Raw genomic sequence first — 19,754 nt, forward strand, 5'->3', positions numbered from 1 at the left:
TACTTTTTATCATAAAGGCGTTACTATAAGCGCAATGTCATTGCATACTTTGGGTCGGTTTTAACCCTTACTTATCTTATTATGTTTTATTTGAACAATAAAAACGGATTATTTACATGAAGCGTTCTACGTTGTCTCACTCTTTTCTTAATGTCATCTTGGTGTTTATCGAATCGACGCTGACCCTATTGTTACGTTTAGATCCAGAACTCCGTAAAGCCGCTTATCCACTTGCTAAGCAAGAAACTGTCGTTGCGCTTAGATTATATCTACCACACGTAGAGGTGTTCGCTACTTTTAGTACCAAAGGCGTGTTATTAGATGACAGGCTACCTATTGGTCGCAGTGAGCCTGATGTCGTGATCAATGCTTATAGCCTGCAAGTGATTAATGCCATTACCACGCATGATAGTGAAACAACTGAAAAGCTGCAAATGCGTGGTGAAACGGTACAGGTTCAGCTGGTTAAGCAATTTATTATGCAGCTTGGTCTAGGTAGCTTAATTCAAGGCTTAATCAAAAAGATTAAGGGCGGTAAAAGCAAGCCCAAGCCGACCGAAGCGGAAATGGCAGATAAAAAAGAAAGCTATAAGCTACGTATTAAAGAACAGCAGATCGAAATTACTACTTTGACCATCAAAAATCGTGAGCTCGAAATCGCTGTCAAAGAGCTACAAAGCAAACAAAAGACTTTTATCATCACGACAATAATTGCTTCTATCATTGCTCTTGCTGCCATCATTGCACTCTTTGTAATGAATTAATGTTCAAAAAATAAGCTGATGTATAGATGATTTTTTGAAAATATCTCTTAAAAGCGTTTGATATGACCTATCGTCTATCAAGCGCTTTTTTCGTTTTATCACCAGTCATTGTTTTTATCAATCATCGTCATTAATATCACTAACCATTCAACCACACTTTAATCTTGACTAAATTACTCGGGATTGAGTATAATTACCTTATCGTTGCACACATCGGGTAAACCATCTGTTGTTTAATAACGATAAGACACACTTAGTCGACAGATGATTTGTCTTATTAGCAGCATAGCTATTTATATGTGACTGGCTATCTCTTAAACATCTGACCGATACTAAGATCGTTGTTAAATAAAATTATCCTTAAAAAGTTTGGAGATAACACATGCGTTTAACTACTCGAGGCAGATATGCCGTGACCGCTTTGCTAGATTTGGCATTACAAACCAGCCAACAAGAAAGCGCGGTGTCTTTATCCGACATTGCCAAGCGACAGTCCATTTCTATATCCTACCTTGAGCAGTTATTCTCAAAACTTCGTAAGCGTGGTTTGGTCACTAGTATTCGCGGCGCAGCAGGTGGCTATTATTTAGCAAAGCCACTTGATCAGATTGATGTCATGAGTATCATTTCTGCTGTCGATGAATCGGTCAATGCCATGCAGTGTGAAGGACGCGGCGACTGCCAAGGTGGTACAATGTGTCTGACCCATGATTTGTGGTGTGCATTATCAAATCATGTAGAGCAGTACTTGAAAAATATAACATTAGCGCAATTATTAAACATGGAGCACGTGCAGTCTGTATCAGATCGGCAGCACAGCGATGCTCTAAAAGATATTTCTACAAAAGACATTAACACTATTACTTTATCGACCAGCGAGGCAAACCCAGCATGAGTCAACATAACACCCTTATATATTTAGATTATGCCGCCACGACGCCAGTTGCTAAGTCAGTCGCTGCCAAGATGAGCGAATATCTGACGGTAGATGGCATCTTTGGTAACCCAGCATCACGCTCGCATGGCTACGGCTGGCAAGCAGAAGAAGCGGTAGAAACGGCTCGTCAGCAAGTTGCTGAGGTCATCAATGCTGATCCTCGCGAAATCGTCTTTACCTCTGGTGCGACAGAATCTGATAACTTAGCCATCAAAGGTGCTGCTCATTTTTATCAGTCTCGTGGTAAGCATATTATTACCAGTAAAATTGAGCATAAAGCGGTATTAGATACCTGCCGTGAGCTTGAGCAAGAAGGTTTTGAGATTACGTATCTTGAGCCGCAGCCAAGCACTGGCATGATTTTACCAGAGCAAGTAAAAGCTGCCTTACGTGAAGATACTATCTTAGTGTCTCTCATGATGGTGAATAATGAGCTTGGTACGGTGACTGATGTTGCAGCGATTGGTGAAATCACGCGCGAAGCGGGTGTTGTTTTTCACGTTGATGGCGCACAGTCTGTTGGTAAAGTACTTATCAACCTTGCAGAGATGAAAATTGACCTAATGAGTTTCTCAGGTCATAAAGCTTATGGTCCTAAAGGTATTGGTGCCCTATTCGTTAGTCGCAAGCCGCGTATTCGCCTAAAAGCCGAGCAGCATGGCGGTGGTCATGAGCGCGGTATGCGTTCAGGTACTTTGCCGACTCACCAAATCGTAGGTCTTGGCGCAGCATTTGAGTTAGCTAATCAGCGCTATCAAGAAGACAATGCACATGCGGCAAAATTACGCCAAAAACTGTGGGATGGTCTACAAGATATTGAAGAGATCTACCTAAACGGTGATTTAGAAAACAGCGTACCTAATATTGTAAATATCAGCTTTAACTTTGTTGAAGGCGAATCACTGATGATGTCGCTAAAAGACTTAGCTGTCTCATCAGGTTCAGCTTGTACGTCAGCGACTCTTGAGCCATCTTATGTCTTGCGCGCTATTGGTCGCCCAGACGAGTTGGCACATAGCTCAATTAGATTTAGCTTTGGTCGTTATACTACTGAAGAAGACATTGATACGGTTATCACCCAGATGCATCAAGCTGTTGATAAATTACGTGCGCTATCGCCACTTTGGGATATGTATCAAGAAGGCGTTGATTTAGATTCAGTAGAATGGTCTGAGCACTAATACTACATTTAAGCTTTATAATTTAAAAAATAATGGCAACAGCGATATTTTTATTTACTTTTTCTACTAAACATAAAAATATCGCCATAGCTAATGAATCAGACAATTATACATTAAGTGTTTGACCCCAATTATCGATGAGCCAGTAACCCATTAACAAAGACAGTCATTAAATGACAGCTCATCATCTAACCAGGAGAAAACCCCATGGCCTATAGTGACCAAGTTATTGATCATTACGAAAATCCACGCAACGTTGGCAATCTTGATAAAAATGCCAAAAACGTTGGCACTGGTATGGTCGGCGCACCAGCCTGTGGTGATGTTATGCGTTTACAAATCCAAGTCGATGATAACGGTATTATCGAAGATGCACGCTTCAAAACTTACGGCTGTGGTTCAGCCATCGCGTCAAGCTCGCTCGTTACTGAGTGGCTAAAAGGCAAAAGCTTGGATCAAGCTGGTGAAATTAAGAACAGTCACATTGCTGAAGAATTGGCATTGCCACCAGTAAAAGTGCATTGTTCAGTCCTTGCAGAAGATGCTATTAAAGCGGCTATTAGCGACTATAAAGGCAAGCATGTTCCTGCTTGAGCCCAGTCGTCGTTAAAATGACCAGCTATATTAAGTAGTGTACAAGCTGTTTAATATATATTGTTTAGCAACTTGTTCTCTGTATGAAAGCGCAAGCTGCCAAAAAGCGGCTAACGCCAAGGAGGTGACAATGACGCTTATGTAATTGTCACCTTTTATTTATTTCGTTATTTATTTTGAATTTTTATCCCTATTATTGATAGTCAATGGGAGTTGGCATGATTGAAATGACAGAACGCGCCGCTCAACATGTGCGTGAGTTTTTGGACAATCGCGGTAAAGGCGAAGGCATACGCGTGGGTATTCGTACGGCAGGATGTTCAGGCTTGGCTTATGTTTTAGAGTTCGTTGATATTCCTGACGAAAATGACACCCGTTATGAGAGCCTTGGTGTTAGTATTTTTATTGACCCTAAAAGCTTGGTATATCTCGATGGTCTATTAATGGATTATGAAAAAGAAGGTCTCAATGAAGGCTTTAAATTCAGTAATCCTAACCAGAAAGGCGAATGTGGCTGCGGTGAGTCTTTTACGGTGTAACCGTTTTTACTATACAAAATAGAAGTCCTTAAAATAATAAATAAAATAAAGGCAGACGATATGACAGACAACGTATTAGAACCACAGTTTGATAATTTTTTTGCTTTATTTGAGCAGCCTGTACAGTTTGAGGTTGTACAAGACAATTTGGATCAGCGTTTACGTTTTTTGCAAAAACGCTATCATCCTGACAATGTCGCAAAAAATATAGCCAATATTGCAAGGGCGAAGCAGCAATCTGAGCAAGCATCAGCGCTTATTAATCAGGGCTATCAAACTCTGAGTTCGCCTGATAGTCGAGCCAGCTACTTGTTAGATATGGCAGGTCAAGCGCAAAGTCTAGAGCATTCCATCGCAGATCTGGACTTCTTAGAAGACGCTATGGAAATGCGTATGGATTTGGATGACGCTATTGGTGCTCAAGACATAGCAACGCTAAAGCAGTTACATCCACAGATTATAGAACGTCTAACAAAGCAGTCAGCAAGCTTTAAAAACGCTTATGAGACTCAAGACTGGCAAACCGCTATTGATTCTACCCAAAAGCTGAAATTTCTGGTGAAGTTAAATGCTGACGTCGTGACAGCCATTGATGGAATTTCGGCAGCTACACATTTAGATGATGATGATTTATATGTGTAATTAATGCGCTTATTAGTAGCGTTATTATTGAATATAATAATAACGGCTCAATTTATAATACGTTTCAGAAGTTTTAAAAAGCGACGGTTAAAGTAAGACCAATTATCTCGTATAATCTTGACTCTAAAAGCCTTTAATGGCTAGTTTCTATATTCAAGCATTTATAGCAAAACTATTTTATGTTGTACTAACGATAGTCTATTTATCGTCTTTGTATCATTTCACTTATTCATTTTATCTTTGAGTTATCTTATGTCCTTAATGCAAATTGCTGAACCCAATCAAAGCACCCGACCTCACGAGCATCGTTTTGGCCTAGGCATTGACCTTGGTACCACGCGATCATTGGTCGCCGTGGTACGCTCAGGCAAAGCTCAAGTTTTGCAAGCAAGCACAGCGACAGATACCTTGTTGCCTTCTGTGGTGTATTATCCAAGTGAAGGTAGTCCATTGGTTGGTTCGGACGCCCTCGCCCACGTAGTAGATGATCCAAAAAACACCATTATTTCAGCCAAGCGCTTTATGGGTCGTAGCCAAGCTGATATCAAATTCTCTCATCCTTATGAGCTAAGCGGTGGCAAAGATGAAATGCCAGCTTTTGTCACTGCGCAAGGAGCCGTATCTCCTGTTGAAGTGTCAGCGCGTATCTTAGCAGCGCTAGAACAGCGTGCTGCTCACGCATTGCCCGAGGATAGCATTCAAGGTGCGGTCATTACCGTGCCTGCCTATTTTGATGAAGCACAGCGTCAAGCTACTAAAGACGCCGCTCAAGTAGCTGGTATCAAGGTACTGCGTCTGTTGAACGAACCTACTGCAGCTGCGGTTGCTTATGGACTCGACCAAGCAACTGAAGCAGGTATCGAGAAACATTACCTTATCTATGATTTGGGCGGCGGTACATTTGATGTGTCGATTTTAAAGCTAAACGATGGCGTTTTTGAGGTGCTAGCGACAGGTGGTAATAGTGCACTTGGTGGTGATGATATCGATCGCTTATTGACCAATTGGCTGATCAAGCAGTTGAATATCGATCCTAAAGACGTCAGCCTGCATGATAAATCAATCCTTGCTCAGCAAGCCAAAGCCTATAAGCAAGCGTTGACGGATGCTGAGCAAGTTGAGATTGATATCATCGTGAATGAGCAATCCTTTAAGGGCATATTGCGCCGTGAAGATTTATTAGCGATTGCAGACCCAGTGAGTCGCCGCACCTTGAGCGTTTGCGAACAAGTATTACGTGATGCCAAACTTTCAACATCTGACTTAGATGAAGTTATTTTAGTTGGCGGCTCGACCCGTATGCCTGCTGTTAAACAAGTGGTTACTGATTTTTTTGCAAAGCAGCCACTTTGTCGATTAAATCCAGATGAAGTCGTTGCTTTAGGTGCGGCACAAACTGCGCATCAATTGGTCAACGGTGATAGTGATAATAATTTATTGTTGTTAGATATCACTCCGCTATCGCTTGGTCTTGAAACCATGGGCGGTTTGGTTGAAGTGCTTATCCCGCGTAATACCCCTATTCCAGTTAAGAAACGCCAAATATTTACCACTTATCAAGATGGTCAAACCGGCATGGTGATTCATGTGGTACAAGGTGAGCGCGAGACTGTCGATAACTGCCGCTCACTGGGACGCTTTGAGCTATATGGTATTCCGCCTATGAAAGCGGGATTTGCGCGAATCGAAGTGACTTTTAGCATTGATGCTAATGGGCAACTGACAGTGAGTGCACAAGAAACCACTACCAAGACCGAAAGTAAAATTGAGATTGTGCCCTCTTATGGCCTGTCTGATGAACAAAAAGAACAGTTACTCATTGCAGGATTTAAATACGCTGAAGAAGACAAAAACGCACGCTCATTGATTGAAACCAAGGTTGAATCAGAACGTGAGATACTGGCACTGCAATCAGCATTGAAAGATTTTGACGCTTTACTTTCAGAAGATGCTAAGCAGTCTTTGGCACACACTATGCAAGACTTGCAAGTTGCGCTTGATACCAATGACTTAACCCTTATTGATGCAAAAAAGCTGGCGCTTAAACCGCATAGCGACGCTTTTGCTGCTCTTATCATGAATCAAAGCGTCAAGACCAGTATGGCAGGTACCAGCGCCAAAGACTGGTAACAGAAATAAGTTACCATATTACTGACGTGTCAAATTAAGCATATTTTTATACTTTTAGATGTTATTTTAAATGGATTAGCACCGGATAGACTACCTTATGCCAAAAATCACTGTACTACCCCATCATGAAATTTGCCCTCAAGGCATCGAAGTTGAATTAGCAGCAGGCGAAAACTTATGTAAAGCCTTACTAGAAAAAGGCATCAAGATTGAACATGCTTGCGAGATGTCAAAAGCTTGTACAACTTGCCATGTCGTCGTACGTAAAGGTTTTAATAGCTTGGATGAGATGGATGATATCGAAGCCGACTTACTCGATCGTGCTTGGGGACTGGAGCCTGATTCACGCTTGTCCTGTCAGGTGATGCTTGAGGATGACGATTTAGTCATTGAGATTCCTAAGTACACTTTGAACCATGCTAAAGAAAATCACTAATTATTGATGACTTTATACTCATAAAAAAGCCAACTATGTCTTATAGCTGGCTTTTTCCTATTCCAATATCTGATACTTTAAGTAATCACAATCTATTCATGAGCAAAGAAAATTATTTACTATCATTATAGTATTGCTACAAATTATTTATGCTTCCCTTCTTTTTTGCTGGCTGCATCAATTTTAATAGCGGCAGATTGTTCTTCTTGCTCAATACGTGCAAGTGCAAGATTAAGACGACTTCTAATATCTTGATAATCGTTATCTTGCATGTCTCTAAAGTTCAAATGCAGATTAAAACCTGGAAGCGTGTGGTCTACCCATTTCGATAACTTGCCTTTATTTTCATCTGGATCTAATACTTTCCAAGCACTTACTTTATCATCAAAACCTTTTAGCGGGAAAGCACCTGCGTATTCGCAGTCAAAATCATGAGCGATATAGTCGTGAGTGCTCTCGCTAATGTATATTTCGCCCTTACCAGCGACAGCTTCAAGCCTTGAAGCCAGATTGGCCTCTTTGCCAATCAGCGTATAGCTCAGACGATTATTACTACCAAAGTTACCAACATGACAGTAGCCTGTGCTAATGCCTACGCGTATATATAATCCCTCAAAGCCCATCAGTCGCCATTTTTGCCTCAATGTGCGCATTTCACGGCGCATATCTATTGCCATAGCTACGCAATCTAAGGCATCTTGACGCGGACCGCGGCTATTTGGCTCTCCAAAAAAACACACCATGCCATCACCAATAAACTTATCTAATACTGCCCCATGTTTATTGGCGATCAAAGTCATACAATGCATATAAGTGTTTAAAATATCAGCCAAATTATCTGCACTTAAGCTATCAGACAGCTCAGTGAAACCAACGATATCTGAAAACATAATCGTCAACTTAGCGCGTTTATTAGCAACAGTAACTGGACCGTCCGCTTTGACAATAGGCTCCCATACTTGCGGTGGTACGAAACGTGTCAACTTATTGATTACCGACACCATCGTACTTAAGCGCCCAACCACTTGCTCAGCCCGTGCCTCATAATGGATATACTCATAATATATATGGCGAAAGTGACAAAGCATTACAAGCATCGTTGCTAGCAAGATGATAGGCGTTATCCAACTGGTGTGACAATCTACCTCGGCACTACTCAAGATGACACTAACGTAGTAAAAAATAATGATGGTAACGATGGATACAGAAACCAGCTTTAGATGATTCTCAGGGCTGCTAATAATAATACGCAATCCGATCAACGACGCTAAACTTAATGAGATAATGGGACAAAGCTGAATGGAACCAATAACAGAAGACAATAAAATAATAACTATATTAGACGTCCAAAAGCTTTTTTGACGACGAAAGTTATAAACTAAAATCATGAGGCTAGGTAAGCAGACGACGATTAAAAGGGCCATCGAAGTTGGACTGAAGTCAAAATGGATAGCGAGCAGTATCACGCTGAGTATGAGAACAAAGATTTCAGGATAATCAAATCGACAGACATCAGTACCCTGTATAGATTTTTTTGGGCTAAAGGTGTCCAAAAGTGCCATGAGAGCTATTCGCTTAAATCAGTAAAATCATTGAAAGTACTCATAAAGATAGTATAGATAATGTACCTTATCCTTATAAAAAATATTTATGCTTATAAATAATATAAGAGAAATTAAACAGTTAACTTGCATATTATACGTTTTAATTTTATTAACAGCTATGTCATTGAGTCCTCAAAGTATACCGTTTGTCATTTATTTTGTTACCAAAGCCAATGAAATCATCATCTCAAGACCTTTGTACTAAACATAAATATCAAGTTCGAGCTAATGGCAAAAAAGCCAGATAATATATCTGACTTCTTTTAATTGACATGTACCAAGCAATGTTAAACCTATCACTAAGTAGTGAGTTACATCTGCCAATCAAACGGCATTTGATGATGGCCGCGCAGTGCCATCATCAAAGTCTGTTGCATTTGCGCCAATACTTCTTTGCTATAAGGCACTGCAGGAACGCCCCATACCGGATTTGGCCACTGCATATCGTTTTGATAGCGGACAATATGATGAAAATGAAGCTGTGGTACTTGATTACCGAGTGCTGCCACATTCATTTTATCTGCCTGAAAAGTTTTAGCGAGCTGACTTGATAACCAGCTCGATTCACGCAAAAACTGCGTTTGGTCTGCCTCAGACAATTCATACAATTCTTTGATGCCTGATACTCGTGGCACCAATATCAACCATGGAAACTGGCAATCATTGATTAAGCGACAGGTTGATAGTGGAAAATCACCCACTAAAAAACTATCGGCAGCAAGTTTATGATGAAGTTGGAACATAATGGCGGTTCTCTTGTTATGAAACTCAAGTAAAAGAATAAGGAAGAAAGATTAGGCTTAAAATTTAAAACAGATATTTAAGGTAAAAATACAGTGACGCTATTTTATCAGTTATCCAATCGATAAAATAGCGTCATGATTTATTGTCTAAATGTCCTGCTTTTTAAATCTCTTAGTCTATAAGGTAAAGGTTAAACAGCTATTTTCCATGGTATATAGTGATGATTGAATATCCTAAACCGACTCTACCACCATATGCTTGCTAAAATAGCTTAATAACTCTTGAATCACCGTGACACGCTGCTGCGGTGTTGCCAATTTATCAGCATCCTGATAGCGAATGCCAGAAGCACCATTCATACGATAGTGCTGCCCATTTGCTTGAATTAGTTTAATAATCGCCAAAGCATCGACCGGGGTATCGGGTGCAAACTCTAATGTCATGCTATTACTATTGGCATCAATTTTATTAATTTTCAAAGGCTCGGCTTGTATGCGTAGACCATGAACCGCAAATAACTGCTTGGTCTGGTCTGGCAAAACACCAAAACGATCAATCATTTCAGTTCGAATATCAGTCAATGCTTCTTTATCATCGGCATTGCCAATACGTTTATAAAATAACAAACGCTGATGCACATCATGCAGATACTCTTCTGGTATCAGTGCCGAGCTATGCAGATTAATTTCGCTGGTTAGCGATAATGGTGTACTTAAATCAGGCTCTTTACCGGCTTTAATCGCCTTCGTTGCTCGCTCCAGCATATCCATATATAGACTGAAACCAATTGCCTGCATATTACCACTTTGCTGCTTACCAAGTATTTCCCCAGCACCGCGAATCTCTAAATCTTCACTTGCCAGCATAAAGCCTGCACCTAATGTGTTAGCGCGCTCAATAGCATGCAATCGGCGCTTGGCATCCCCTTTAAGCCCCTTAATAGACGGTACAAGTAAATAGCAATAAGCTTGATGATGACTTCGACCCACGCGACCACGCAACTGATGTAATTGAGCCAAACCAAACTTATCCGCGCGCTCTATAATAATGGTATTAGCATTCGGTACATCAATACCGGTTTCGATAATGGTCGAACAAATTAGCACATTGAATTTTTTATGATAATACTGCTGCATGACTTGTTCTAGTTGACGCTCTTGCATTTGCCCATGAGCGACCCCTACTCGCGCTTCAGGCACCAGTTCACGTATGGTCTCTGCCATGCGCTCAATACTCGCCACATCATTATGCAATAGATAAACTTGTCCACCACGCAACAGCTCACGCAAGATAGCCTCTTTCATCAAAGCGTCAGTCTTCTGCATGACAAAGGTCTTAATCGCAAGACGACGGGCTGGTGGCGTGGCAATAATCGACATATCACGCATACCCGAGAGCGCCATATTGAGCGTTCTCGGGATGGGCGTCGCTGTCATCGACATACTATCGACATCAGTCTGAATCGCCTTAATACGCTCTTTATGGCGCACTCCAAAGCGATGTTCTTCGTCAACAATCATTAGACCTAGATTAGAGAACTTTACATCGGGCTGTAATAACTTATGCGTACCAATGACGATATCAACCTTGCCTGCCGCCAGGTCTGTTAGCACAGTGTCTTGATGTTTTTTACCGCCAAAGCGCGAAAGCGTTTCAATACGTACTGGCCAATCAGCAAAACGATTGCGGAAATTGTCTTCATGCTGACCGGCTAGCAAGGTAGTCGGCACCAGCACCGCTACTTGATAACCAGCACTGACCGCAATGAATGCCGCGCGCATGGCTACTTCCGTTTTACCAAAACCTACATCACCACAGATGAGACGATCCATGGGCTGATTCTGCTTCATATCTTCCATGACTGCATGAATAGCGCTGGCTTGATCCGGTGTTTCTTCAAAGGCAAACTGACTAGCAAACAGCTCGTATTGCGAGATATCTATTTTAAAATGAATACCGACCTTTGCCTCACGCCGTGCTTGTATATTAAGCAACTCAGCTGCGACATCATGGATTTGCTCGAGCGCTTTTTGCTTGGCTTTGTCCCATTTTCCACTACCAATCTTGTGCAATGGTGCAAGCGCTGGGTCGCCGCCGCTATAGCGATTAATCATTTGCAGATTGGCAACCGGCACGTAAATACTGGCATCATCAGCGTATTTTAAGTGAATAAATTCTTGCTCACCATCTCCGACATCTAAGGTTATTAAACCATTATAACGTCCAATGCCATGCTCAATATGGACGACTGGACTGCCATCAGTTATTTCAGTCACGCTTTTAACCAAGAATTCTTCTGATACACCGCTTTGGCGACGACGGCGCGTTTGCAGCACTTGCCGACCAAATAATTGTGTCTCACTAATCAACACCAAGCGCTCAGGAACATAGACGCCACGTTCAATAGGTGCAACCGTTAGACCAACCTGTGGCAACTTGCTATCTTTAAAACCAGTGCTTTTATCGGCGGCTAAAAACGTTTCAAAGCTGTCATAAGCCTTGATGTCGATTTTACCTTTAAACAGCTCAATAAGAATCTCACGGCGACCCGCTGTTTCAGCGACAATCAATACTGGTGTTGCTGTTTGCGCTTGTAGCTCTAAAAACGCTAGCAGCTCAGTAAGTGGCTCTGCTTTTTGATGATTGACGGCCAACTGTGGCGGCTCTTGCGCACTTAAGGTGACCAAGCCTTGTTGCTTATTCTGAACAAAATCTAACTGTGGTTGCTCAGATAACTGTAATGGACTCTCCAATACTGTCTCGTCAATCGCAGATGCATCATTCATTGTCGACAGTTCATTACGTGCACTGAGTATCACCCGTGGATAATGATTGAGATGCTCGTTAAGAGTATTTGACAATAAATACAGCAACTCAGGGGCGACAATAGGTTTATCAATATCGTGACGACGCTCTTCATAGCGGCGCTGGATTTGCGACCAATAATCCGCTTGTTTCTCGTTAATTAGCTCATCAGTGATAAATAGCGTATTGCTTGGCAGATAAGCAAATAAACTACTCTCTACCGTCCAATCTTTTAAATCAAAAAACAGTGGCTGATAATATTCCAGTCCGCTACTCGCAATGCCTGCCATTACATCTTTATGTAATTCGAATTTACGGCTATTGCTATTGGGGAACATGGCAGCAAAATTGGTACGAAAGGTTTCACGCCCTTCATCAAGTGGAAACTCTTTTGCGGGTAGGATCTGAAACTGTTTAATAGGCTTTGAGATATCTGGCAGTTTATGCAGTAGCGACAATGACTCTTTGCCCATACTACTATCGTTACCACTCATCATTGACTTTAAATCATCAACGGTCAATGTCCGTTGGGTCTGCGGATTAAAAAAGCGAATGGTTTCAATTTCATCGTCGAATAAATCTAGACGTAGCGGGAATGGCTGACCCATGGCAAAGATATCAATGATACTACCACGTACCGCAAATTCCCCCGGCTCAAAGACATTATCTACCGCTCGGTAACCTGCTTTTGCTAATAAGCTACGTTGGGTATTGATATCAAATTGATCGCCAACACTTAAATCAAAATGCTGTCCAATTAACCAGCTTGGTGGCGCAACACGGTGCATTAATGCTTGCACAGATATCAATAGCACGCCTGACGTTGGCATATCAGTTAATAAATTGATACGCTCGCTGACAATATCTTGATGCGGTGACAACTCATCATAGGTCAGCGTCTCCCAATCAGGAAATACATGAGCATCTACGCCGCAAAACGCCAGTTCTGTCTCTATTTGATTCAGCTGATTTTGGTCACGCGTCACTACGACTTTTAGACGCTCGGCAACATTCCATATAGGTGCTTGTACTAAACTTGCCAGCCATAAGCTGCTGACTGCACCATGTACAGGTGCAAGCCAGCGGCGCTGGGCATTTTGGATAGGGAATAATTGCTGGTTAATCGGGGCAAAGGCGTCAGTCAAAGCAGTGATAGGCATAAAGAGTAAGATCAAGGTTAAGAGTCAGAAAGCTATTATACGAATATTTGCGCAATTACCAAAATTTATGCCGTAACGGTTTGTCACATAGCATTATTATAGAAAATATAAAGAGCAAAACACTTTATAAAATAAAGATTTATGGATAAGAATAGCGCCGATAAACGAAAAGACCTCGGCTCGCAAGCTGAAGTCTTTATAGGGAGTTCTTCAAAAACAGACTTTGCCTTTAAATTAATGGCTTGTCACTAGCGATAATGCCGTTATTGTCTGCGTAGACAAACATACCAGAATTTAGCGTTAAATCACCAAAGCTGATTTCAAGATCGGTTTGACCTTCATCACGGCGATTTGATTTACGCGGGATACAACCAAGCGCCATGACCCCGATATCCATTGCTGCCATATCATCAACATCACGAACACAGCCATACACCACAACCCCTGCCCAGCCATTATCAATAGCCGACTGTGCAATCATGTCACCTAACAACGCACAGCGCATAGATCCGCCACCATCAACGACTAATACTTTGCCATTACCGTCTTTGTCTTTACCATCACTGTTAAGCAACGATTTGACGCGACTATTATCTTCAAAACATTTGACGGTCACAATCTCACCGCAGAATTTGTCTTTACCGCCAAAACTATAAAACGATTTACCTTCGATATTAGGCAGGCATACCTGTGATTCAGGATTGGCATCTAATAAATCACAAGTTACAAAGTTTTCTTTGGTCATTGTTGCTGATTCTGGCATGGTGAGACTCCTTGTCTGTTATGGTTAAATTGTTTTGACTTATTAAACTTAAACATTACTTAGGCTATTTATTGTAGTAGTAATAAATGTAAAAGTTATCTGATTAATAGCTTAATGTTTTACGCGGGTCATCGCAAGCATCTGTTTATTTTCGATAATATCAGTGGTTTTAATCGCGGGTTCGCTGCGGTATTTACTGCGATGATAGATATCATGGGCGCTCATCGCCATGGCACTAGCGACACGCTTAGCTGAAATAGGATGTAAAGATAATGACTCGGACACCAATGGCGAGATAAGCTGAAAGGCTTTTTGTCCCAGACTTTCAAGCGGACGACCCTTATGTTTACCAAGTAGTAACGACGGACGGAAAATAACCAATTGGGCAAACCCTAATGCCATTATGGACTCTTCCGTTTCAGCCTTTACGCGATTATATAAAAAGCGACTGTTGATGTCCGCATTCATCGAGGACAATAAAAAGAAGTTTTCAACGCCTTTCTCTTGGCAAAGTTTGGCGAAACCAACATTATAATCATGGTCAATCTTGCGAAAAATTTCATCACTACCTGCTTGTTTTTTGGTGGTGCCCAAGCAACTAAAAGCATCCGTTTTTCGATCAGCGCCAATGCTTGTAAAGATTTCGGCTAAGTTGTCAAAATCATTCACCTGATAAAAACGCATGCTCGCATTGATGTAGCGAGGAGGACGCCGTGCAATCACAATTAATGTGTCATAAATCTCACTCAGCTGCTTTACAAGATGTTGGCCGACCAATCCCGTTGCACCTATTACCATTGCTTTTCGCTGCATATCCTATCCATTTATAGAGTGTTGGAATACTTATGATCGTCAAAAATGTGACTTTTTAAAGCCCGTCGGTGACGCTGACCACTGTAGTATCATACCTAAATTAATCAATCATCGAGGCTATTATGCATGATTTATTGTAAGAGATTTTATCAGCAAACAGTTTCACTCAGCTCATACGCTCGTTTAGACTCAAATACTCACTCAATATTATGATAAATACCTTTATAAATACCTATTCAAGGCATAAAATCCCCCTCATCCACGTAATGCCGTAACTTCTTTAAGCATTAATCATCAAACTTATTGTCCTAAGGGCGATAATTTGCTAAGATAACCGGCTTTACACGTCAACGCTGTTTAATTATTCCAAACAGTTTTGGCGCTTGCGATGATTTATTACTATCAGATACTTTAATAGTAGGCATCGACATCATGTTCGGCGAGACGGCTGCTCGTTATCGATGATGGTTAAACCCTTTATTGCAATCCACATTCATAATTTTATCTGTCTTTATCAAGGAGATTCGCGTGGCTAATACTGCACAAGCTCGTAAACGCGCCCGTCAAAACACCAAACGTCGTCAGAACTCTGCGTCACAACGCTCTATGGTTCGTACTTATTTGAAACGTGTTGACGCGGCTATCGCTGCTAAAGATTATGACGCGGCTACCGAAGCTTACAAAAAAGCGGTACCGGTTCTTGATCGTATGGCTGACAAAGGTATTCTTCATAAGAATAAAGCTGCTCGTCGTAAGAGCCGCCTAAACAAAACCATCAAAGGCTTACTAGCTTAAGATTGGTTGCGTTTAGACCATATGATGCTTCGATAACATCATAACTAAAACCTTGTCACTGGTTCTAATACTGGGGCAAGGTTTTTTTATGCCTGCTCAAAAGTAATTAATAATTTCGTAAATAGCGCTTATGTCCATTTTACTTCTGGTGGCAATAATAGTTTATTTGGATGAAAGCCAGCAGTACGGTAGGCTTCAAGCAAAGTGTGTATTGGACGTACATAAACTTCACCGCGCCAGACAAAATATGCACTTGCCTGCTCGAATGGCTTGTCATCAAACCATAAAAATACCCCTTCCATCATTTTTGGCCAATCGTTCCAATCAATCTCAACAACATCAAACATCACCGCTAAGAATGCAGATAACAAAGTGTCATGGCTGACAGCGAGCATTAGATGCCCGTGTTGCGGCTGATTTTGATAAAAAAGCGATAGAATATCGAGACCGCCCTGATAAGCATTTTTGGTGCCTTCAAGATTGCCTTGCAAGAATCGATTGATAAAATTGAGAACACCAATCTCTTTAAAGATGGGATTTGCAATATTAGGTTCGGTCACTAAGCTACCAGGCTCAACCAGCAATGACTGGTGCGCGATATCACGCCGTAGTCCTGCCCCTTCTTGCATCAGCTGCGCCGTATCAAGACAGCGACCAATCGGGCTTGAGATGCTATCAACATCGAGCGAATACGGCAGATGTCCTGCCAACCAACGACCCCAAGATTTTGCCAATACACGACCTTTGGGTGTCAATGGCAGCTGATAACTGGCAAAGCCATTACCATCAGAGCGCTCACGCAGGGAATGTCTGGTAAATAAAATCAGGCGCTTATCCTCAGGCAACAACCTGACCGACGACATCATACTATCAGGAAGATGTGAGGGCGCTGGTGCACTTGGAGTATGACTCGCAAGTTTCTCAGCGGATAGGCTCGATGTGGTGTTGTTAGGAAGTTTACTCATCACACAAGCCTATCAGATTTTTCGACAGGAATGAACCAAATATAAGTCCAATTGCAATATAATCTAAAGCAAATATATTGAGAGCAGACCCGTTAATTTTATTAGAAATAAGACGCTATGACACGGTGAAATTAAAAAAGAAATACTCATATTTATTACGTTTGACTAACCGATATCAATTACTCTATCCCATGTAAACGATAATGCCGTACTACTAACCTCATTTGGATAAGCACGCGGATTGACGATAACGCGCGTATTATGAATGTGGTAATCAAATGCTTCATGCGTATGCCCATGCACCCATAGTGCTGGTGCCCACTCTTCATACATCCAGCTTGATAAATCACTGATAAATGCGGCATTACTTGGTAGCTCAGCATACTTCTCAGAGACAGATAATGGACTGATGCTATGATGACTCATTACCACGGTTTTTTTGCCCAGTGCTTTTGCCGTTATCAACGCTTGTTTAAGCCATTGACGCTGCTTAGCATGAATCTGTATCGACATTTCAGGTGAAAACAGCTCGCTGCCGGCATAGATCTGTTTGTAGTCACGCATAAAGCGCATTGCTACTGCCCTAGTCTCTTCATTGGCTTGATATTGATAATCTGTCCAAAGCGTACAACCTAAAATGCGCACCTCTCCGATATCAATATGCTGACACTGCAAAAATCGTACGCCCTGCTTGGATTTACTATCATAATTGTCCCAAGTCGCCAGCTTTTTATCAAAATGCAGCACGTCTTCATTAAAGTACTCATGATTACCAGCGATAGTGATTAGAGGGACTTGTAAGCGCGCTGCTTGCTCTTGTAGCCATGGCATACCAATATCGCTATTTGCTGTATCTCCCGCCACCAGTACGATGTCTGCGTCGGTTTTGGGGATATGCCCTATCGGATGGGATTGACGTATATAACTGTCAATATGTAAGTCACTCAAAATCTGTAATTTCATAGCAGCCTATATCATTAAATAAACATAAATAGTTTAGCACCTTTTCATCTAGGTACAAAAAGTAAAAAGACAGCGGATTAGGCTGTCTTTTTACTTTTTGACTGAAGTATCTGATTGAAAAGTTAGAGACTTTGGAGTATTAACTGTAATTTCGCTGCAGGATCTACTGCTTGAGTAATTGAGCGCCCAATCACCAGATAATCAGAGCCATCAAGTAATGCCTGTTTTGGCGTACAAATACGCTTTTGATCATCAGCATTATCATCTAGCAGACGAATACCAGGCGTAATCAGTTTAAAGTCCTGACCACATAATGCCTTTAATGCCTTTGCTTCTTGTGCTGAGCATACTACACCATCGAGACCTGCTTGCTTGGTTAATTGTGCTAAGCGGCTCACTTGTGCCTCTAAGCCGTCGGTGATGCCCGTTTGTATGAGTGCTTCATTGTCCATAGATGTTAAGACAGTCACTGCTATCAATAGCGTGTCAAAATCATTATCTAGCAAGCGCTGTTTTGCCAATGACATCGCATCGTGGCCGGCACTTGCATGAACGTTGACCATCCATATACCAAGCTCAGCGGCAGCCAATACTGCTTGTGCAGTGGTATTGGGGATATCATGAAATTTAAGGTCTAAAAAAACCTCAAATTGGCGCTGATGCAATGCTCTGACTATCTCAGGACCACAGTGGGTATACAGCTCTTTACCTACTTTCAATCGGCATAATGCCGGATCTAATTGGTCAGCTAATGCAAGAGAGGCATCCTTTGTCATATTATCTAATGCAACGATGACAGGAGAATTAATTGCGTTGTTCATTGTTATGCTTCTTTATATCAGGTTTATCAAATTATTATATTTATAATCAGCAGTGAAAATGCATATTACAAATTATTAGTAATCGCGTTTTTGCTTGGTCAAACTTGACCCATCATGCACATTGGCGTTGGGATGAGCATTGGGCATTGTCATATCCTGTACATTGACCGCTGTTGCACCATAAACAGCCTCTTCTACAGTAGGCGCATTCGCTTGACGATCAATCACCATATTGGCTTGGGTTATCTGCTCTTGCAAATTGGTATTTGCCTTTTGTAGACGCGATATTTCCCACTTATTTTGCAAAACACGGAAAATTAGCAGTGCTAACAAGATACCTATAACGATACCAAGTATGAGACAAAGTATCATTAGCAAGCCTAAATTCATCGTTGGTGCTTGCGAAAACAAAAGATTGACGCCAACTTCAGTATTATTTGCCAATACCAAACCTAGCGAGTAGGCGAAGCTCAAAAATAGCAACACTAATAATAAAATACGCATCAGACGTCTCCTTAAGTTTTTAATAGAACAGATAAATGGATAAAAACTAAGCCATACTGATTGATATTACTACGTTATAAAAGATTTGGTATAAATAAGAAAAATCGGCTCATACTTTAGTAGTAGATCGGTAGAATATCTTATATTACTTCAACTGGCTTACTGTCCGCCTGCTACTTTTTCGTTTACGGCTTCGCGTAATGCTTTGCCTGGCTTAAAATGCGGAATTGCTTTTGCAGGTACTGGTACGCTTTCACCCGTTTTAGGATTGCGACCCATACGAGCACGGCGATGATGAAGACAAAAACTGCCAAACCCACGCACTTCTACTCGACCATCATTGGCGAGCGTATGAGTCATCAAGTTTAATATCTCGCGTACGGCGTCATCGACAACGGTATCTGTCATCGTGTCACAATTTGCACTCAGATTACTAATAAATTCGGACTTATTGATTGTTTGCTGCATTATCACACTTGCCTTGTTCATTGATAGATAAGATGATGGAAATAACTAAAATGATTACCACAGATACTATAAAATCTTAGCTGACAACCACGCGATTGTTGACTAAATATCTGTTCATTTATAATG

19 protein-coding genes are annotated in these 19,754 nt (G+C 41.4%); 9 read left to right on the forward strand and 10 right to left on the reverse strand.

Features of this window, described 5'->3' with window-relative positions:
* Positions 1-116: 116 nt before the first annotated feature.
* The 8 genes from FQ082_RS02110 to fdx all read left to right on the forward strand — a co-directional run bounded on the left by FQ082_RS02110 (position 117) and on the right by fdx (position 7,223).
* On the forward strand, positions 117-764 hold the full coding sequence (locus FQ082_RS02110) for a hypothetical protein (RefSeq protein ID WP_149491855.1): 648 nt from the start codon (positions 117-119) through the stop codon (positions 762-764).
* A 382-nt stretch (positions 765-1,146) separates the two neighbouring features.
* A complete protein-coding gene (locus FQ082_RS02115) occupies positions 1,147-1,659 on the forward strand; it encodes an Rrf2 family transcriptional regulator (RefSeq protein ID WP_149491856.1) in 513 nt (170 codons plus the stop codon).
* Positions 1,656-2,882, forward strand: coding sequence for an IscS subfamily cysteine desulfurase (locus FQ082_RS02120; RefSeq protein ID WP_149491857.1), 1,227 nt, complete (start codon positions 1,656-1,658; stop codon positions 2,880-2,882). The genes FQ082_RS02115 and FQ082_RS02120 overlap by 4 nt, the downstream gene beginning before the upstream one ends.
* Before the next feature lie 207 nt (positions 2,883-3,089).
* Positions 3,090-3,476, forward strand: a complete 387-nt coding sequence (gene iscU, locus FQ082_RS02125; RefSeq protein WP_011513983.1) for a Fe-S cluster assembly scaffold IscU — start codon at positions 3,090-3,092, stop codon at positions 3,474-3,476.
* 218 nt (positions 3,477-3,694) lie between these two features.
* The gene (gene iscA, locus FQ082_RS02130) at positions 3,695-4,015 is read left to right on the forward strand and encodes an iron-sulfur cluster assembly protein IscA (RefSeq protein ID WP_011280745.1); all 321 of its coding nucleotides are present in this window, start codon (positions 3,695-3,697) and stop codon (positions 4,013-4,015) included.
* Positions 4,016-4,075: 60 nt separating this feature from the next.
* Entirely contained in the window at positions 4,076-4,657 is a 582-nt protein-coding gene (hscB, locus tag FQ082_RS02135; protein ID WP_149491858.1) for a Fe-S protein assembly co-chaperone HscB, read from the forward strand.
* A gap of 252 nt (positions 4,658-4,909) precedes the next feature.
* Positions 4,910-6,787 carry a Fe-S protein assembly chaperone HscA gene (gene hscA / locus FQ082_RS02140; protein WP_149491859.1) on the forward strand — a complete coding sequence of 626 codons (1,878 nt, stop codon included), beginning with the start codon at positions 4,910-4,912 and terminating at the stop codon, positions 6,785-6,787.
* Positions 6,788-6,884: 97 nt separating this feature from the next.
* Positions 6,885-7,223 carry an ISC system 2Fe-2S type ferredoxin gene (gene fdx / locus FQ082_RS02145; RefSeq protein WP_149491860.1) on the forward strand — a complete coding sequence of 113 codons (339 nt, stop codon included), beginning with the start codon at positions 6,885-6,887 and terminating at the stop codon, positions 7,221-7,223.
* 143 nt (positions 7,224-7,366) lie between these two features.
* Here the strand turns inward: fdx and FQ082_RS02150 are convergent, their stop codons facing one another.
* The 5 genes from FQ082_RS02150 to FQ082_RS02170 form a co-directional block, all read right to left on the reverse strand.
* Entirely contained in the window at positions 7,367-8,785 is a 1,419-nt protein-coding gene (locus tag FQ082_RS02150) for an adenylate/guanylate cyclase domain-containing protein (protein ID WP_149491861.1), read from the reverse strand.
* A gap of 353 nt (positions 8,786-9,138) precedes the next feature.
* Positions 9,139-9,570, reverse strand: coding sequence for an HIT domain-containing protein (locus tag FQ082_RS02155; protein WP_011513989.1), 432 nt, complete (start codon positions 9,568-9,570; stop codon positions 9,139-9,141).
* 234 nt (positions 9,571-9,804) lie between these two features.
* Positions 9,805-13,536, reverse strand: coding sequence for a transcription-repair coupling factor (gene mfd / locus FQ082_RS02160; RefSeq protein WP_149491862.1), 3,732 nt, complete (start codon positions 13,534-13,536; stop codon positions 9,805-9,807).
* 229 nt (positions 13,537-13,765) lie between these two features.
* A complete protein-coding gene (gene rraA, locus FQ082_RS02165) occupies positions 13,766-14,281 on the reverse strand; it encodes a ribonuclease E activity regulator RraA (protein WP_188018897.1) in 516 nt (171 codons plus the stop codon).
* A 129-nt stretch (positions 14,282-14,410) separates the two neighbouring features.
* Positions 14,411-15,112, reverse strand: coding sequence for an NAD-dependent epimerase/dehydratase family protein (locus tag FQ082_RS02170; protein ID WP_149491864.1), 702 nt, complete (start codon positions 15,110-15,112; stop codon positions 14,411-14,413).
* A gap of 528 nt (positions 15,113-15,640) precedes the next feature.
* On the opposite strand from FQ082_RS02170, the gene rpsT reads away from it, so the two are divergent.
* Complete coding sequence (gene rpsT / locus FQ082_RS02175) at positions 15,641-15,907, forward strand: 30S ribosomal protein S20 (protein WP_011513993.1); 267 nt, start codon at positions 15,641-15,643, stop codon at positions 15,905-15,907.
* A gap of 128 nt (positions 15,908-16,035) precedes the next feature.
* On the opposite strand, the gene FQ082_RS02180 is transcribed toward rpsT, so the two are convergent.
* From FQ082_RS02180 to FQ082_RS02200, 5 genes are all read right to left on the reverse strand, one after another.
* Entirely contained in the window at positions 16,036-16,872 is an 837-nt protein-coding gene (locus FQ082_RS02180) for a histidine phosphatase family protein (protein ID WP_149491865.1), read from the reverse strand.
* Between the two features lie 165 nt (positions 16,873-17,037).
* Complete coding sequence (locus tag FQ082_RS02185) at positions 17,038-17,835, reverse strand: metallophosphoesterase (protein ID WP_149491866.1); 798 nt, start codon at positions 17,833-17,835, stop codon at positions 17,038-17,040.
* A 122-nt stretch (positions 17,836-17,957) separates the two neighbouring features.
* The gene (gene pyrF, locus FQ082_RS02190) at positions 17,958-18,656 is read right to left on the reverse strand and encodes an orotidine-5'-phosphate decarboxylase (RefSeq protein ID WP_149491867.1); all 699 of its coding nucleotides are present in this window, start codon (positions 18,654-18,656) and stop codon (positions 17,958-17,960) included.
* Between the two features lie 75 nt (positions 18,657-18,731).
* Positions 18,732-19,160, reverse strand: coding sequence for a LapA family protein (locus FQ082_RS02195; protein WP_149491868.1), 429 nt, complete (start codon positions 19,158-19,160; stop codon positions 18,732-18,734).
* Positions 19,161-19,319: 159 nt separating this feature from the next.
* On the reverse strand, positions 19,320-19,628 hold the full coding sequence (locus tag FQ082_RS02200) for an integration host factor subunit beta (protein ID WP_041753160.1): 309 nt from the start codon (positions 19,626-19,628) through the stop codon (positions 19,320-19,322).
* Positions 19,629-19,754: the final 126 nt, after the last annotated feature.

This window comes from Psychrobacter sp. ANT_H56B (assembly GCF_008369245.1).
GTDB lineage: Bacteria > Pseudomonadota > Gammaproteobacteria > Pseudomonadales > Moraxellaceae > Psychrobacter > Psychrobacter cryohalolentis.

Excerpts from the sequence above, each read along its gene's own strand:
- FQ082_RS02110 (WP_149491855.1), top strand. The coding sequence starts at position 117 with ATGAAGCGTTCTACGTTGTCTCACTCTTTTCTTAATGTCATCTTGGTG.
- FQ082_RS02115 (WP_149491856.1), top strand. The coding sequence starts at position 1,147 with ATGCGTTTAACTACTCGAGGCAGATATGCCGTGACCGCTTTGCTAGAT.
- FQ082_RS02120 (WP_149491857.1), top strand. The coding sequence starts at position 1,656 with ATGAGTCAACATAACACCCTTATATATTTAGATTATGCCGCCACGACG.
- iscU (WP_011513983.1), top strand. The coding sequence starts at position 3,090 with ATGGCCTATAGTGACCAAGTTATTGATCATTACGAAAATCCACGCAAC.
- iscA (WP_011280745.1), top strand. The coding sequence starts at position 3,695 with ATGATTGAAATGACAGAACGCGCCGCTCAACATGTGCGTGAGTTTTTG.
- hscB (WP_149491858.1), top strand. The coding sequence starts at position 4,076 with ATGACAGACAACGTATTAGAACCACAGTTTGATAATTTTTTTGCTTTA.
- hscA (WP_149491859.1), top strand. The coding sequence starts at position 4,910 with ATGTCCTTAATGCAAATTGCTGAACCCAATCAAAGCACCCGACCTCAC.
- fdx (WP_149491860.1), top strand. The coding sequence starts at position 6,885 with ATGCCAAAAATCACTGTACTACCCCATCATGAAATTTGCCCTCAAGGC.
- FQ082_RS02150 (WP_149491861.1), bottom strand. The coding sequence starts at position 8,785 with ATGGCACTTTTGGACACCTTTAGCCCAAAAAAATCTATACAGGGTACT.
- FQ082_RS02155 (WP_011513989.1), bottom strand. The coding sequence starts at position 9,570 with ATGTTCCAACTTCATCATAAACTTGCTGCCGATAGTTTTTTAGTGGGT.
- mfd (WP_149491862.1), bottom strand. The coding sequence starts at position 13,536 with ATGCCTATCACTGCTTTGACTGACGCCTTTGCCCCGATTAACCAGCAA.
- rraA (WP_188018897.1), bottom strand. The coding sequence starts at position 14,281 with ATGACCAAAGAAAACTTTGTAACTTGTGATTTATTAGATGCCAATCCT.
- FQ082_RS02170 (WP_149491864.1), bottom strand. The coding sequence starts at position 15,112 with ATGCAGCGAAAAGCAATGGTAATAGGTGCAACGGGATTGGTCGGCCAA.
- FQ082_RS02180 (WP_149491865.1), bottom strand. The coding sequence starts at position 16,872 with ATGAGTAAACTTCCTAACAACACCACATCGAGCCTATCCGCTGAGAAA.
- FQ082_RS02185 (WP_149491866.1), bottom strand. The coding sequence starts at position 17,835 with ATGAAATTACAGATTTTGAGTGACTTACATATTGACAGTTATATACGT.
- pyrF (WP_149491867.1), bottom strand. The coding sequence starts at position 18,656 with ATGAACAACGCAATTAATTCTCCTGTCATCGTTGCATTAGATAATATG.
- FQ082_RS02195 (WP_149491868.1), bottom strand. The coding sequence starts at position 19,160 with ATGCGTATTTTATTATTAGTGTTGCTATTTTTGAGCTTCGCCTACTCG.
- FQ082_RS02200 (WP_041753160.1), bottom strand. The coding sequence starts at position 19,628 with ATGCAGCAAACAATCAATAAGTCCGAATTTATTAGTAATCTGAGTGCA.